This is a genomic window from Nocardioides sp. QY071 (genome assembly GCF_029961765.1).
Lineage (GTDB): Bacteria > Actinomycetota > Actinomycetes > Propionibacteriales > Nocardioidaceae > Nocardioides.
This window is the reverse complement of the sequence record NZ_CP124681.1, coordinates 586,928-602,577: the sequence shown is the minus strand read 5'-3', so window position 1 is coordinate 602,577 and position 15,650 is coordinate 586,928. Positions and strand designations below refer to the sequence as shown.

Below are 15,650 nucleotides of genomic sequence, written 5' to 3'. Positions count from 1 at the left end.
ACCCCCAATTTGTGGGACGGGTCGGCTCACAGCGGCCGAGACCCCCGAAAGTACGGGCGAATCCTGCCCAATATCGGTCATGCCGCCGACCGGCGCCGGTTGACACGATCACACCGCCCTCAAGGACCGAGGGAACATGCGAGTGCGGGGACGGTGAGGCAGATGCGCACAACCACCACCAGTCGGCGTCAACCGGTCCCTAGCCGACGATGGCGGCGCGTCGCCCGGGCGGTCGTCCCCATCATCACCGCCTTCGTGGTCGTCCCCGCACTCGCGCCACTCAGCCCGCTCGCCCCGCCGGCCCAGGCCGCGCCCGGCGTCGTCTCGTACGTCGACGCGGCGAGCACCGCCGGAAACCGGACCTCGCACGTCGTCCGGATCCCGAGCACCGTCCAGGCCGGCGACGTGCTCCTCCTGGAGCTCACCACCAACAACACCGCCGCCACGATCGCCGACCTCCCGGGCTGGAACCTGATGGCCACCCGCGACGGCAACGGCATCCTGAGCCGGCTGTGGAGCCGGACCGCGGTCGCCGCAGACGCGGGCGTCAACGTCTCTGTCACGACCAGCGCCGCGGCCAAGTCGGTGATCGCGGTCGCCGCCTACCGCAGCTCGGGCGTCACCCCGTCGGCCGTCGCCGTCGCCGGCGGGTCGGACTCCTCCAGCACCAACGTCGACGCCCCGGCGATCGACGTCACCGACGCCGGCTCCTGGCTGGTCGGCGTGTGGACCGAGAAGTCCTCGACCGACAGCACCTGGACGCTGCCGGCCGGCACCTCCAGCCGCACCACCGCCGCCACAACCGGCAGCGGCAAGATCAGCGGCGTGTGGGGCGACTCCAACGGCCCCGTCGCCACCGGTACGGCGCCCGCCCGCACCGCGACCCTCTCCTCGGCCGCCTCACGCAGCGCCACGTTCTCGGTCGTGATCAGCCCCGGGCAGCTCAGCGACACCGCGCCGCAGGCCTCCTTCACCGCGGGCTGCAGCGGGCTCACCTGCTCCTTCGACGCGTCCGGCTCGCTCGACGCGGACGGCGACACCCTCACCTACGCGTGGGCCTTCGGCGACGGACAGACCGGTACCGGTCGCACGCCCACCCACACCTACGCCACCGCCGGCCCGCGCACGGTGACCCTGACCGTGAGCGACGGCAGCCATCAGGACGTCACCACCCGTCAGGTCAGCCCGGACGTGACGGTCACCGCCGGCGAGATCCAGTACGTCGGCGCTGCCAGCACGGCCGGCAACGCACCCGGGCGCTCGGTGAGCATCCCGGGCGCCGTCGAGCCCGGCGACCGGCTCGTCCTCTTCTTCGTCACGAACACCACGACCGTCGCGATCGACGACCCCGCAGGGTGGACGTTGATCCAGACCCGTGACGGCAACGGGATCCGCGGTCGGGCCTGGACCCGCAGCGCGACCGCGGCCGACGCCGGCCGCGACGTCACCGTGTCGAGCGGGACGACGTACGTGAAGTCCGCGATGACCGTCGCTGCCTACCGCAGCACGGGACCTGCCGTGGTCGGGGCGTCTGCTCTGGGGGGTGTGGACGCCCCGGCCACCAGCCACACCGCACCGGCCGTCACCGCGGCCCACGCGAACTCGTGGCTGGTCAACGTGTGGAGCGAGAAGTCCTCCACCGAGACCGTCTGGACCCTGCCCGCCAGCGAGAAGGCGCGGACCCAGGCCGCTGCTTCGGGGACCGGCAAGGTGAGCGCGATCCTCGGCGACTCCGACGGCTCCGTACCCGTCGGCCCGGTCCCCGGGCGGACCGCCACCACCAGCACGTCCGTCTCGCGCGACATGCTCCTCTCGGTCGTCATCGACCCCGGCGTCGACGCGACGTCCACCAACGAGCCACCGGTCGCCGACTTCTCGACCGGCTGCGCGGGCATGACCTGTGAGTTCGACGCCTCGCACTCCTACGACCTCGACAAGGACGCGCTGACCTACACCTGGCAGTTCGGCGACGGGCAGACCGGGACGGGCGTCAAGCCGTCGCACACCTACGCGACCACCGGCACCCGGACGGTCACGCTCACCGTGAACGACGGCAACGGCCACACCGACCAGGCCACCGGCACCGCCACCGCGGTGCCGTCCGACCCGACGCCGGGCCACACCGCGCTCGTGCCCGACACGCCGCGCACCAACCAGCCGACCATCACCGACGGTGAGATCTGGGACATCGAGGTCGTCGGCAACCGCGTCTACATCGCCGGCACGTTCACCTCGATCCGCCAGCCCAACAACGGCGCGATCATCAACCAGGCCGGCCTCGCGGCGTACAACTGGAGCACGGGGCAGGTCGACACCGGCTTCCGGCCGACCTTCACCAACGGCGGCGTGGACGCGGTCGAGGCCACGCCCGACGGCACCAAGCTCTACATCTCCGGCACCTTCGGCACGGTCAACGGCCAGACCAGGAAGGCGATCGCGCGGATCGATCCCGCGACCGGCGCGCCGATCGCCGGCTTCACCGCCAACGCCAACGGCAAGGTCAACGAGCTCGCGGTCACCAACACGACCGTGTACGCCGGCGGCCGCTTCAGCACCATCAACAACGTGCCACGCGGCGCGCTCGCCGCCCTCGACGGCGTGACCGGCGCTGTCCGCGGCGACTTCGTCAACAACATCTCCGGCGGCATCGGCACCAACGGCGACCTGGCGGTGCAGCGGCTCAAGCTGAGCCACGACGAGGGTCGTCTGCTCGTGGTCCACACCGGGCGCCAGGTCAACGGCCAGGACCGGTACGGCGTCGCGATCATCAACACCCGCACCAACAAGCTGACCCCGTGGAAGACGACGCTGTGGCAGGACAACCTGCAGTTCGTGGGTGGCATCCAGCGCGCCTACGGCGGCGACATCTCGCCCGACGACTCCTACTTCATCGTCACCAGCGGCTCCGGCGGCGACCGACCGCCGATCAACGACACGGTGGTCCGGTTCAACCTCGACGAGGACCCGGACGCGCAGCCGGTCTGGATCACACGCCAGTTCGACTCGACGTACTCGGTGGCGATCACCGAGGCCGGCATCTACGTCGGCGGCCACTTCCAGTGGTCCGAGTCGGCGACCGCACCGCTGCCCTGGCCCGGTCTCGACGACGTCGGCTACGGCACCGGCCAGGGGCTGTCGGCGTACGCCCTGGGCGACGCGGTGGTCAAGCGCGCCCACCTCGCGGCGCTCGACCCGGTGGACGGTCACGCCCTGGAGTGGTTCGTGTCGTCCAACTCCAACGAGGGCGACAAGCACCTCGAGGCGACGCCGCGCGGCCTGTTCGTGGGCGGTGACGGCAACACCAAGGGCGGCTACAACGTCGGCCGGATCGCCTTCCTCGACTTCAACAGCGTGCCGGCCCAGAACGGCACCCAGACCACGATCACCGCTCCCATCGAGGGCCGGATCGAGCCCGTGAACACGCCGTACGAGATCACCGGCACGGCGACCGCCGCCACCGGCATCAACCGGGTCGAGGTCGAGATCCAGGACCGCAACTCCAACCGCTACCTCAACGACGACCTCACCACGTGGGGCACCACGACGCTCAACACCTTCAACGCGACGCTCGACCCGGGCACCGGGCCGACCCGCACCTGGCGGCTCCCGGTCACGATGACCAACAACCGCGAGCTGCTCGTCCGGGCTCGCGCGGTGGCCGGCAACGGCACGGGCGACAACACCAAGGCGTCGAAGAAGTACGAGACCTTCGGGACGTCCGACGCACCACCGACGACGAGCATCACCGGACCGTCGAGCCCGCAGGCCCAGACGACCTTCACCATCACCGGCAGCGCGTCCGACGACATCGGCGTCAACGGGGTGAGCCTGACCCTGCGCGACACCCAGAACCGCTACCTGCAGGACGACGGCACGGTGTCCTTCACCTACAACTCCTTCCAGATCACGCCCGACGTCGTCGGCGCGACGACCACGACCTGGTCCTACGAGGTGACCGTGCCCTTCGAGGACGAGTGGTGGGGCCAGGCCCGCTCCTCCGACACGGGCGGCCAGTCCTCGCTCGACACCGCCGACCGGCGCTGGATCGTCACGGCCAACGGACAGGCACCCGCGGTGTCGATCACGCAACCGGTCCCGATGGTGCCGCCGACGACGGTCCAGCCGGTGACGGTGACTCCCGGCAGCCCGATCACCTTCGCCGGCTCGGCGACCGACGACCAGTCGTTGCACCAGGTGTGGGTGACGCTGCGCAACACCTCGACCGGTGAGCGGCTCGCCGCCGACGGCTCGTGGGGCACCAATGTGATCGCGGGCTCGTACCGGATCTCGCCGGTCAACATCAACCAGGCGAGCTACAACTGGAGCTACACGACGCCCTTCAGCCTCAGTCCCGGCACCTATACCTTCACCGTCAGCGCCGACGACAACATCGGGCTCTCGACGTCCTCGGCCAACCAGGGCCGGTTGACGCTCAACGCCACGATCCCCGGCGACAGCCCACCCAATGCGACCATCACCCCGACCGGCACGATCACCGGCCAGCAGGTGCTGCTGCTGAACCTCACCGGCTCCGCCACCGACGACAAGGGCGTCGCCCGCGTCGCCGTGTCGCTCCGCGACGCCGACACCAGCCGCTACCTCCAGCCGGACGGCACCATGTCCGCCTCGCTCGCCTACCTGGACGCCACCCTGGCCAGTCCCGGCGCGACGAGCACGACCTGGTCGCTGAACCGGGCGCTGCCCACCCAGGGCGACTGGAACGTGACGGCGTACGCCTGGGACAGTGCGGGTCAGCAGGACCCGTCGACCAGCGGAGCGACGTCTCGCTACCCGATCTACCCCGGTGACCAGCCCCCGGTGCTGACCGAGGACCTGCTCAGCCCGACCGAGGGCACCGTGTTCCCGGACGGCAAGATCTTCGTGAGCGGGCGCGCCGAGGACGACCAGGCGATGCAGCAGGTGCAGGTCGGGATCGTGAACTCGGCCGGGCAGTACATGAGCTCGTCGGGCACCTTCACCAGCACGACCGCGAGCTGGCGCACGGCGTTCCTGAACAGCCCCGGAACGCCCGGCTCGAACTTCTCCTACACCACACCGGTGATCCCGGCCGGTGACTACACCGTGCAGGTGCGGGCGATCGACCAGCACAACTTCATCAGTGCGGTCTACGAGCGGCACGCGACGGTCACCCACCCGCCGAACAACCCGCCGGTGGCGAGCTTCACCGTCAGCTGCACCAACAACGTGTGCACCTTCGACGCGCGCGGCTCGACGGACGAGAACGCCGCGACGCTGACGTACGCGTGGAACTTCGGCAACGGCAGCGGCAGTGGCCCGCTCCCGACCCGCACCTACACGGCGGCCGGGACCTACACGGTCACGCTCACCGCGAAGGACGAGTGGGGCGACACCGGCACGGCGACGCAGACCGTCACGATCGCCATCCCGCCCGGCAACCGGGCGCCGGTCGCCGTGCTCAACCCGCCGGCCTGCTCGGGCCTGGTCTGCAACTTCTCGGCCGTCGGCTCGAGCGACCCCGACACGGGCGACACGATCACCTACCGCTGGGTCTGGGGCGACGGCACCGCCAACTCGACGACGAGCTCGGCGTCCCACACCTTCCCGGCGGCCGGCAGCTACACCGTGGAGCTGACCGTGACCGACGGCTGGGGAGTGGCGACCACGACCACCCGCTCCGTGACCGTGTCGACACCCTGAGGATGGTGACGCCGTACCAACACGCCCGACCGATCGGCCAAAAATTGGGTACGTTGAGGCCTTCCTCGACGACGGACCGGAGACCCGCGCATAATCGCCAGCATGACGAGTCCGCACCCGGACCGTCAGTCCCGGCGCTCACGCAGGGCGCTCTCTCGGGCGGTCACTGGTCGGTCGTCTCTCCCCTCCCTGAGAGCTGCTGACCGCGCGCCCCTGTGGTGGGCCCTGCTCCTCGCGTGTCTGATGCTCCACCCGTACGGCGTCCTGCTTCTCGAGGCACCGTCCGCCCAGTCCCTGGCCGCCGCCGGGCACCTGTGCATGGTCCTGGCGGACCTGGTCCTGATCGCCAGTGCCCTGGTCCTCACCTTCGACGTGAGCATCGGGCAGAGCCTGGTCAAGGCCAGGATGGCGACGGCGATCACGCTGGTGGCCGTCCAGGACCTGCCGCTCGTGGTGATGTCGCTCGGCGATGCCGCGCACGGCGGCCACAGCTACCGGCTCACCGCCGGGCACCTGGTGACGGTCGTCGTCCTGTACGGCGTCTTCTCCGTCGGTGCTCGCGACCAGCGCCCGCCGCGGCTGAACCCGATGCTCGGCGGGCTGCTGCTGGGCCTCGGCGTGCTGGCCGCGCGGTTGGGCCTGATCCTCACCGACCCGTCGCCGTTCCTGTCGGTCCACCGGTGGCAGGACCAGCTGGTGCTCGCGGCGATCGCCGTCGTCACCGTGCTGGTCGCCCTGCGCCTGCTGCGCTCGGCGCTGCCGGCCTGGGCCGCACAGCGCATCGCATGCGGCATCTTCGTGATCTTCGCGGCCCGGGTCTGGGCGACGCTCACCGAGGCCACCTCGCCGCCCCCGGTGGCGATGGCGGGCGTGGTGCTGTGCGCCTCCCTGGTCGCCACCACCGCGATCGGCATGCTCGTCTCCTCGCTGCGCGAGCACACCACCCGGGAGGCCAGCCTGGTGCTGCGGGCCGCCGAGGCGGAGGCGACCGTCCAGCACGATCGCGAGGTGGTCCACGAGATGCGCGCCGCCACGGCCGGCATCGTCGCCGGCGTCCACCTGCTCGCCAGCGACCAGCTGCCGCCGGGACCGCGTCGCCTGGCGCTCAAGCACATGGTCGACGTCGAGGCGGCCCGCCTCGGCCGGACCTGTACCGACGACGGTCCCGACCAGCTCGCCGCACTCGCGGTCGACCACGTCGTCGAACCGCTCGTCATCGCCCAGGAGGCGCTCGGCCACCGGGTGCACTGGCATCCCGACGGGCACCGCGTGCTCGCCCGTCACGACACCCTCGCGGAGGTCCTCAACGTGCTGCTCACCAACGCCCACCGTCATGCCCACGGACACGCCACGACCATCTCCTCGCGACGGGTCGGGGAGCACGTCGAGATCCGCGTGTGCGACCGCGGCCCCGGCCTCGAGCCCGGCCTCGAGGAGCGGCTGTTCCAGTGGGGAGCGCGCGGCACCGGCTCGACCGGGCAGGGCATCGGCCTGCAACGCGCCCACCGGCTGATGCTCGAGCTCGGCGGCTCGCTCCACCACGACCCGGCAGCCGCCACGCTCGGCGGCGCGACCTTCGTGGTCACCCTGCGCAGCGCCGACACCGACGCGGACCTCGCGCGGACGCCGCACGTCCGGCCCGCCGTACCTCCGGAGCCGTCTGTCCCGACGGCCCTGGCAGCGGGCTGACGGCCATGTCGACCGGACGCCCGCGCCCCATGCGGATCACTATCATCGACGACCACGCGCTGTTCGCGGAGTCGGTCTCGCTGACCCTCGAGGCCGAGGGGTACGGCGTACGCCGGATCGACCTGACCGACGAGCACACCACCCTGGCCACCGTGCTCGCGACCGCCCTGCGCAGCGCGCCCCGGGTGATCCTGCTCGACCTCGACCTGGGACGCGTCGGCGACGGCATGCGGCTGATCACGCCGCTGGCCGCCGCCGGGATCGCCGTCGTCGTGGTGACCGGCAGCGGTGAGAGCGCCCGCCGCGGCGAGTGCCTGCGCCGCGGCGCCAAGGCGGTGCTCGTGAAGACCTGTCCGCTGCACGAGGTCGTCGCCACGGTCCGCCGGGCCCGCGACGGCCTGCCCCTGATGAACGCCCAGGAACGCGGCTCCCTGATCGAGATCGCCCTTCACGACCGCGACGAGGTCCGCGACATCCGGACCCGGCTCGACCGGCTGACCCGGCGCGAGATGGAGGTGCTCGGCGCCCTCATGCGCGGCGCACCGGTCCGCGAGATCGCCCGCACCAGCGTGGTGTCCGAGGCCACCGTCCGCACCCAGGTGAAGTCGATCCTGGCCAAGCTGGAGATGAGCTCCCAGCTCGCCGCCGTCGGTGCGGCGTACAAGGTCGGCTGGCACCCGCCGCAGGGCTGAGGGTCTCGCGGTGGTTGACGTGCGAGGAGCGCCAGCGACGAGTCTCGAAACCACCTGGGCTATTCGTGTGAACTGTCCGTGGGCTTCGGTTGCGTCAGTGGTTGCGTTCCGAAAGACAGCGACGAGGAGGGTCGGGTGGTGACTGGGTTCCGCGGTCGGGCGACGGTCCACGCCTGGAGGTCGAGGAGGTCGCGCAGCGACCGTCACGAGACCACCGCAACCGACCTCGTCCGATGGTCGAGGTGCGAGGAGCGCCAGCGACGAGCCTCGAAACCACCTGGGCCGTTTGCGCGAACTGTCCGCGGGCCTTCGGGTGCGTAGCCGGTTGCGTTCCGAAAGGCCGCAACGAGGACGGTCGGGAGATGGCCGGGTTCGGCGGTCGGGTCAGAGTTCGCGCGTGGTCGAAAACCCCGTAGAAACAAGGGGAAAGTCCGCGACGGGCCTCGTTATTCGAACATATGTGCGATAGAATCGGCGCATGATCTCGGACCTCTCGGATGCCACGCCGGAGCAGCTGCTCCACGCGGCCGAGGACAGTGTCCGGGAGGCCAGGCTTCTCGAGGTCCGCAAGCTGGAGCTGCTGCTCGCCTGGGCCGACCTGCACTCGGGTGACCCGCAGGCCGAGCCCGGTGCGGTACTGGTCCGGTACGGCGGTCCGCGGCTCATCACCCTGGGTGGGGACGGGACTCCGGAGGTCGCCGACCTCGCACTGGTGGAGATGGCGATCGCCCGGCACGAGCACGTGCTCGCGACCCGTGGCGCCCTGGCCGACGCGTTCGACCTGCGCCACCGCCTCCCGCAGACCTGGGCCGGGATCCGCGAGGGACGGTGCGAGGTGTGGGTGGTGCGGCGGGTCGCACGGATGTCCCGCACCCTCGACCGCAACCAGATCCGGATCGTCGACGAGGCTGTCGCTGCCGCGTTGGACCAGGCGCCGTCGCGGATCCTCGCCATCGCGGAGGCCAAGGTGATCGAGGCCGACCCGGTCGCCCACGCCGCGCGGGTCAAGGAGAACCAGAACCAGAAGGGTGTCTGGTACCCCAAGCCCCGTCCCGGGGCCCAGGTCGGCGAGGACAGCGATCAGGCTGGTGTGGGGACGGTGTTCGCGCGGCTCGACGAGGCCGATGCCCTGGCCCACCAGGAAGCGGTCGAGGACCTCGCTGCCGCTCTGGCCGAGCACGCCGACGTGCCTGAGGGTGCCGAGCCGCTGGGCATGGATCACTGGCGGGCCGAGGCGTTCGCGATGCTCGCCGACCCGGCCGCCGTGCTCGCGTTCCTGAACGGCATCGACGACACCCCGGGCACCTCGGAGGTCGAGGAGGTTGCGCAGCAACCGTCACGAGACCCCCGCCGGTCCGCGGAGATCGTCGTGCACGTCGCGCTCGACGACACCGGCGCCCTCGGACCCCTCGCCCGCGTCGAGAGCCTCGGCCCACGACTCCTCACCCAGGTGAGCGACCTCCTGGGTCGCCACGCGACCATCAGAGTGCAGCCCGTCATCGACCTCCACACCGGACGGTCGGTCAACGGCTACGAACACCCCACCGACGTCAAGCACCGCACCCAGCTACGCACCGTCGGAGACGTGTTCCCCCACGCCACCAGCCTCTTCACGCGCAACGGCCGGCAACCGGACCACGACCACACCGTCGCCTACGACAAGCACGGACCACCCGGCCAGACCGGTGATCACAACGACACCCCACTCACCCGGCACCACCACCGAGCCAAGACCCACGTGCCCGGCTACACGGTGCTGCAGCTCGGACCCGACAAGTGGATCTGGGGCACACCCCACGGCCTCTACCGCCTCGTCACCGGCGGCGGCACCCGACCCATCACCCAGGCCGAGTACCAGGCGCACGCCCAGCAGGCGATCGTCCTCGCCGACGACTACGCCGCCTGACGCCGACCGAGCGAAGCCCCAGACATGCCGTATTTGGGGCATGTCAGCCCCTCGGCACCTCCCTAAGGTCGGGGCATCGCCGTCAGCCACCAAGCTCCGGGAGTGCGTCATGCGGGTGCTTCTCGTCTCCTCCTCAGGAGGTCATCTCGCCCAGCTGATGTGCCTGCGCCCGTGGTGGGAGAAGCACGACCGGCACTGGGTCACCTTCGACACCGCCGACGCCGTCGCGAAGCTCGAGGGCGAGAGCGTGACCTGGGCGCACCACCCGACGACCCGCAACCTGGTCAACCTCGCGCGCAACTCCGTCCAGGCGCACCACGTGCTCGACGACTTCGGCCCCGACGTGGTGGTCTCCACCGGTGCCGCGGTGGCCGTGCCCTACTTCTGGCTGCGCCACCGGCGGCAGACGTCGTCGATCTACCTCGAGGTCTACGACCGGGTCGAGACCCGCACGCTGACCGGCAAGCTGTGCCGGCCGGCCACCGACCTGTTCCTCGTGCAGTGGCCCGAGCAGCAGCACCTCTACCGCTCCTCGGTCCTGGTCGGAGAGCTGTGGTGACGCCCGACCAGCCGCCGCTGGTCGCGGTCTTCCTCGGCACCGACCACCACCCGTTCGACCGTTTGCTGCGCTGGGTCGGCAGCCTGGCCGAGCAGCGGATGTTCCGCTTCCACGTGCAGCACGGCTCGACAGCACTGCCCGACGGACTGACAGGCACGTCCCTCCTCGGCCCGGGCGCGATGGCCGACCTGCTCGACCGGGCTGACGCGGTGGTGACCCACGGCGGGCCCGGCTCGATCATGGATGCCCGCGAGCACGGGCACCTTCCCGTCGTCGTACCGCGTGACCCGTACCAGGGTGAGCACGTCGACGACCACCAGCAGCGGTTCGCGCGCTTCGTCTCGCGGACCGGCCTGGTCGTGACGGCGTACGACGAGGACGAGCTCGCGACCCGGCTCTCGCTCGCGGTGCTGACCGGTCACCACGTCCCGACGGAGCACCGGGTCTCCCCCACGCTCGCCCGCTTCGAGGCGCTGGTCGAGGACCTCGTGCACCGATGACTGTCCTGGGTACCCGCACGACGGCGGTGGTGACGACCGAGCACGGGGTGTCCCGGGCGACGGCCCCGCTGCACCGCGCCGGGCGCCTGCTCGCCGCTGCCGACGCGGTGGCCGCGCTGGTCGTCGTCCTCGTCGCGAGCCTGGTTCCCGACGCGATCTCCCGCGTAGGTCCGGCCTTCCTGTTCGTTCCGATGTGGGTGGTCGCGGTGTGCGCCACGGGCGACTACCAGCTGCCCGGGCACCTCGGCGCCCGCTGCCGCCGGGTCGTAGTGGCCGCGCTGGTGCTGCCGACCGGCGCCCTGCTGGTCGCCGACCTGGTCGGCTACCCCCTGTCCGCCGGCATCGTCGCCGTGGTCTGCCTGACCAGCGCGGGACTCGGCGCGGTCGCCCGCGGGGCGATGGCCGTCGCGGCCCGCAGCGGCGTCCGGCTCAGCGGCGTGAGCCACCGCGTCGTCGTCGCCGGCACCCCGGACACCCTGCCCCGCCTGCTCGAGCGGCTCGGGACGTCGCTGACCCACCGCTTCGACGTGGTCGGGGCGGGCGACCTCGCCACCTGCGCCGGGACCGCCCGGGACACCAGCGCCGACGCAGTGATCCTCGCGCCGGACCCGAACGTCCCCGCCGCCGACCTGCAACGCCTGTGCTGGAGCCTGGAGGACGACGGCGTCGCGATCTTCGTGTGGACCGGGTTGCTCACCTCCCCGGCCGGGCGCACCCGGCTCGACCTGGGCGAGCAGCTGCCGCTGCTCCACCTCGGCGCGCCCCGTCGCCTGGGCCCCTCCCACATCGTGAAGCACGTGCTCGACCGGGCCGTCGCCGCGCTCGCCCTGCTCGTGCTGTCGCCCGTCCTGCTGGCGCTGGCACTGGCGATCCGGCTCGACTCACCCGGCCCCGCCTTCTTCAGGCAGACCCGGATCGGCCGGAACGACGCGCCCTTCACGATGTGGAAGCTGCGCACCATGGGCTGCGACGCCGCGACAGCGGCGCCCGACCTGGTCGAGCTCAACGAGGCCAGCGGCCCCCTGTTCAAGATCCACCGGGACCCGCGGATCACCCGCGTAGGCCGGTGGTTGCGTCGTACGTCGCTCGACGAGCTCCCACAGCTGATCAACGTGGTGCTCGGCCAGATGTCGCTCGTCGGGCCGCGCCCGGCGCTGCCGGCCGAGGTGGCGGCGTACCTCCCCGACGTCCGGCACCGGCTGGTCGTACGTCCCGGGATCACCGGTCTGTGGCAGGTCTCCGGCCGCTCCGACCTCTCGTGGGAAGAGACGGTGCGCTTGGACCAGCAGTACGTCGACAACTGGTCGCTGCTGCTGGACGTCCGGATCCTGCTCCGCACTGCCGGAGCCGTCCTCGGCGGCCGAGGCGCCTACTGAGAGTCGAGAGGAAGAACGTCCGATGGGAACTGGGACCGCTCGCAGGACGACCACCCTGCTGCTTGCCGTGGGGATCGTCGTCATCACCTACCTGACGGGGCCGATCGCACCCGCTGCCCGCGCCGCCGACACCGGCAACGCGGCACCGCAGACAGGTCGGATCGTCGACGCCGACCCGGTCGCCTTCACCCCGCACGTCATGGACGGCGCCGTCTACGCGATGGCCCGGGTCGGTGACATGGTGCTGGTCGGTGGCACGTTCACCCGGGTCCGCAACGCGGGCAGCTCGACCGACATCGCGCGGGTGAACCTGTTCGCCTTCAACGCGTTCACGGGACAGGTGTCCACCTCCTTCGTCCCCAACCCCAACGACCGCGTCTACACACTCGCACCGGCGGCCGACGGGACGTCGGTCTACGTCGGCGGCGCCTTCACGAGCGTGAGGTCCGGCGGCGCGAGCGTCTCGGTCAGCCGGCTCTACGAGGCAGACGTCGCCACGGGCACCCGGATCGCGACCTTCCAGCCGGGCACCATCAACGGCCAGGTGCGCGACCTCTCGGTCACCGGCAACCGACTGTGGGTGGCTGGGAAGTTCACGCACCTGCAGGGTCGGCCGAGCGCCGCTCTCGGCACGCTCAATGCCACCACCGGAGCCCGCGATCCCTACTACACCGGCGTGATCGCCGGCGTTCACAACGGCGGCATCACCAACGTCCAGAAGATCGCGACCGACCCGGCCAACAGCAGGCTGGTCCTGGTCGGCAACTTCAACACGGTCAACGGCGTGCGCCGCCACCAGCTCGCCGTCCTCGACATCGGCGGACCGAGCATGGCGCTCGCGAACTACTACACGACGCAGTACGAGTCCGCGTGCAGCTCCTCGTTCGAGACCTACATGACCGACGTCGAGTTCTCACCCGACGGCAGCTTCTTCATCGTCTCGACCACCGGCGCGTACGGCGGCTCCGCAAGTGTCGCCGGCACCAGCGGCTGCGACCTGGTTGCCCGCTACGAGTCCGCCGCCACCGGCACGAACGTCCGCCCCACCTGGGTGGCCTACACCGGTGGCGACACCACCTGGGACACCGAGGTGACGGCCGACGTCGTCTACGTCGGCGGCCACATGCGTTGGCAGAACAACCCCACCCGCGGTGACGCCGCCGGTCAGGGCGCCGTGTCCCGACCCGGCATCGGAGCCCTCGACGTCGCCAACGGTATGCCGTACTCCTGGAACCCGACCCGCACCCTCGGCGTCGGCGTCAAGGACATGGTCGCCACGCCCGAGGGCCTCTTCGTGGGCTCGGACACCGACGTGTTCGCCAACGAGACCCACCGCAAGGTCGCCTTCGTGCCGCTCTCCTCCGGCGCGACCCTGCCGGTCCGTCAGGTCGCGACGCTGCCTGCCACCATCTACCGGGTCGCCAGCGGGGGCTCCCAGCTGGTCAGCGTCGGATTCGACGGGACCACGGCCACGGTCCCCACCGACGCCCCCAATGGCACCGGCTGGGGCACGACGGTCGGCGCGTTCATGGTCAACGGCGACCTCTACACGGCCTACGCCAACGGCACGCTGACGCGTCGTACCTTCGACGGGACGACGTACGGCGCACCGGTCACGATCAACGCCGCCGACCAGCTCGTCCCCCAGTCCGACTGGCACAACGGCGACGTCCCCAACCTCACCAGCCTCTTCTACGACCGCGGCTGGATCTACTTCACCAAGGCCGGCTCGTCCCAGCTGTTCCGCCGCGGCTTCGAGATCGAGTCCGGCGTGGTCGGCCAGCAGCTGTACACCTTCCCGTCGGTCACCGGCGCCAGCTACAGCGGCATGCGGGGCGCCTTCGTCGCCGACGGGAAGCTCTGGTTCGCCGGCACCAACGGCTCGCTGACGCGGGCCGACTGGACGCCCACCGGAGCGGTCGCCGGGACCGCCACCCCTATCGCACCGTCCGGGTCGGGCTGGGCGTCACGAGCGCTGTTCCCGTTCCAGGCACGGCCGTAGCCATCAGCGGACGGCGCGGTCCCCGAGCACGGCCTGCCGCACGACGGCGAGCGGATCGCTCCCGTCGCGGCTGCCGCGGGGGCCGGCGCCCTCCGGCGCGAGCAGCCGGCCCGCGTCGCTGCGCGTCCACTCCCGCACGGCGTACCGCTCCCGGATCCGCCAGCCGGCGGGGGTGCGGACGAAGTGGTCGACGTACCGGAAGCCGGTGGTGAAGTTGCGCCGCGCGTCGCTCGACGGCGTCCCCCAGTGCACGGCGGTGCCGTACGTCTCGGCGACCGCCTCGTCGCCCGCCACCTCGGCGAGGTGGTTGCCGATGACGTGCATGGTGCCGTCGAGCCGGGGCAGCACCTCGCGCAGCCAGGCGACGTAGTCGTCGGCCGGCCCGCTGAACCCGGTGTGGTGGTCGACGCCGTCCTCGGCGTACACCGCCCGGATGCCGGCGTAGTCGAGCCTGTCGACCGCGCGGCAGTAGCGGAGCACGGTGTCGTGGATGTCGCGGCGGTCGGCGTCTGTCACGACGGCGAGTAAAGCAAACCGCCCCCGGTCCGCGTCTCCGCGGGCCAGGGGCGGTTCGTGCCGTGGCAGGTGAAGGATTCGAACCTTCGAAGGCAAAGCCGACGGATTTACAGTCCGCTCCCATTGGCCGCTCGGGCAACCTGCCTCGGTGCGATCCGGACCGCTTTTGGCGACCGGACCTCTACGCGGAACAATAGCGCAGCAGGACTGACCCCTCCGAATCAGCAGGTGACACCCATGGCCGACTCCTCGTTCGACATCGTCTCCAAGATCGACCGCCAGGAGGTCGACAACGCGCTCGGGCAGACGGCGCGCGAGATCTCGACCCGCTTCGACTTCAAGGGCACCGGCGCCACCATCGAGTGGAAGGGCGAGCACGCGATCGAGATCAGCGCGTCCGCCGACGACCGGGCCAGCGCCGTGCTCAGCGTCTTCCAGGACAAGCTGATCAAGCGCAACCAGTCGCTGAAGATCCTCGACGCCTCCGAGCCGCGCCAGTCCGGCCAGGTCTCCAAGATCGGGATCACCCTCAAGGAGGGGATCAGCTCCGAGGACGCCAAGAAGGTGTCCAAGCTGATCCGCGACGAGGGCCCGAAGGGCGTCAAGGCGCAGATCCAGGGCGACGAGCTGCGCGTCTCGTCCAAGAAGCGCGACGACCTGCAGGCCGTGCAGGCCCTGGTCAAGGCGCAGGACTACGACTTCGCGGTGCAGTTCACCAACTACCGCTGACC

At 71.0% G+C, this 15,650-nt stretch carries 10 protein-coding genes and 1 tRNA gene; 9 read left to right on the top strand and 2 right to left on the bottom strand.

What is annotated here, in order from left to right; genetic code table 11:
* The first annotated feature begins 162 nt into the window (after positions 1-162).
* The 8 genes from QI633_RS02830 to QI633_RS02795 all read left to right on the top strand — a co-directional run bounded on the left by QI633_RS02830 (position 163) and on the right by QI633_RS02795 (position 14,403).
* Complete coding sequence (locus tag QI633_RS02830; RefSeq protein ID WP_282428015.1) at positions 163-5,679, top strand: PKD domain-containing protein; 5,517 nt, start codon at positions 163-165, stop codon at positions 5,677-5,679.
* A 243-nt stretch (positions 5,680-5,922) separates the two neighbouring features.
* Complete coding sequence (locus QI633_RS02825; RefSeq protein WP_282428014.1) at positions 5,923-7,368, top strand: HAMP domain-containing sensor histidine kinase; 1,446 nt, start codon at positions 5,923-5,925, stop codon at positions 7,366-7,368.
* A 29-nt stretch (positions 7,369-7,397) separates the two neighbouring features.
* The gene (locus QI633_RS02820; RefSeq protein WP_141801250.1) at positions 7,398-8,060 is read left to right on the top strand and encodes a response regulator; all 663 of its coding nucleotides are present in this window, start codon (positions 7,398-7,400) and stop codon (positions 8,058-8,060) included.
* A 478-nt stretch (positions 8,061-8,538) separates the two neighbouring features.
* Positions 8,539-9,966, top strand: coding sequence for a DUF222 domain-containing protein (locus QI633_RS02815; RefSeq protein WP_282428013.1), 1,428 nt, complete (start codon positions 8,539-8,541; stop codon positions 9,964-9,966).
* Positions 9,967-10,075: 109 nt separating this feature from the next.
* Complete coding sequence (locus tag QI633_RS02810; RefSeq protein WP_141800484.1) at positions 10,076-10,525, top strand: UDP-N-acetylglucosamine--LPS N-acetylglucosamine transferase; 450 nt, start codon at positions 10,076-10,078, stop codon at positions 10,523-10,525.
* Positions 10,522-11,025, top strand: coding sequence for a glycosyltransferase (locus QI633_RS02805; protein WP_141800485.1), 504 nt, complete (start codon positions 10,522-10,524; stop codon positions 11,023-11,025). Before QI633_RS02810 ends, QI633_RS02805 begins: the two co-directional genes overlap by 4 nt.
* Positions 11,022-12,401, top strand: coding sequence for a sugar transferase (locus QI633_RS02800; RefSeq protein ID WP_282428012.1), 1,380 nt, complete (start codon positions 11,022-11,024; stop codon positions 12,399-12,401). Before QI633_RS02805 ends, QI633_RS02800 begins: the two co-directional genes overlap by 4 nt.
* Positions 12,402-12,423: 22 nt before the next feature.
* Positions 12,424-14,403 (top strand): hypothetical protein, encoded by a 1,980-nt coding sequence (locus QI633_RS02795; protein ID WP_282428011.1) that lies wholly within the window; start codon positions 12,424-12,426, stop codon positions 14,401-14,403.
* 3 nt (positions 14,404-14,406) lie between these two features.
* Here QI633_RS02795 and QI633_RS02790 read toward each other — a convergent pair whose 3' ends face one another.
* Complete coding sequence (locus QI633_RS02790; RefSeq protein ID WP_282428010.1) at positions 14,407-14,919, bottom strand: nuclear transport factor 2 family protein; 513 nt, start codon at positions 14,917-14,919, stop codon at positions 14,407-14,409.
* A gap of 63 nt (positions 14,920-14,982) precedes the next feature.
* Positions 14,983-15,064: transfer RNA gene (locus tag QI633_RS02785), tRNA-Tyr, on the bottom strand.
* Between the two features lie 92 nt (positions 15,065-15,156).
* On the opposite strand from QI633_RS02785, the gene QI633_RS02780 reads away from it, so the two are divergent.
* Complete coding sequence (locus QI633_RS02780) at positions 15,157-15,648, top strand: YajQ family cyclic di-GMP-binding protein (RefSeq protein WP_141800489.1); 492 nt, start codon at positions 15,157-15,159, stop codon at positions 15,646-15,648.
* Positions 15,649-15,650: the final 2 nt, after the last annotated feature.

Bases quoted from the DNA above. Each gene is read 5' to 3' on its own strand.
- QI633_RS02820 (WP_141801250.1), top strand. From the start codon at position 7,398: ATGCGGATCACTATCATCGACGACCACGCGCTGTTCGCGGAGTCGGTC.
- QI633_RS02780 (WP_141800489.1), top strand. From the start codon at position 15,157: ATGGCCGACTCCTCGTTCGACATCGTCTCCAAGATCGACCGCCAGGAG.
- QI633_RS02825 (WP_282428014.1), top strand. From the start codon at position 5,923: ATGCTCCACCCGTACGGCGTCCTGCTTCTCGAGGCACCGTCCGCCCAG.
- QI633_RS02815 (WP_282428013.1), top strand. From the start codon at position 8,539: ATGATCTCGGACCTCTCGGATGCCACGCCGGAGCAGCTGCTCCACGCG.
- QI633_RS02830 (WP_282428015.1), top strand. From the start codon at position 163: ATGCGCACAACCACCACCAGTCGGCGTCAACCGGTCCCTAGCCGACGA.
- QI633_RS02810 (WP_141800484.1), top strand. From the start codon at position 10,076: ATGCGGGTGCTTCTCGTCTCCTCCTCAGGAGGTCATCTCGCCCAGCTG.
- QI633_RS02795 (WP_282428011.1), top strand. From the start codon at position 12,424: ATGGGAACTGGGACCGCTCGCAGGACGACCACCCTGCTGCTTGCCGTG.
- QI633_RS02800 (WP_282428012.1), top strand. From the start codon at position 11,022: ATGACTGTCCTGGGTACCCGCACGACGGCGGTGGTGACGACCGAGCAC.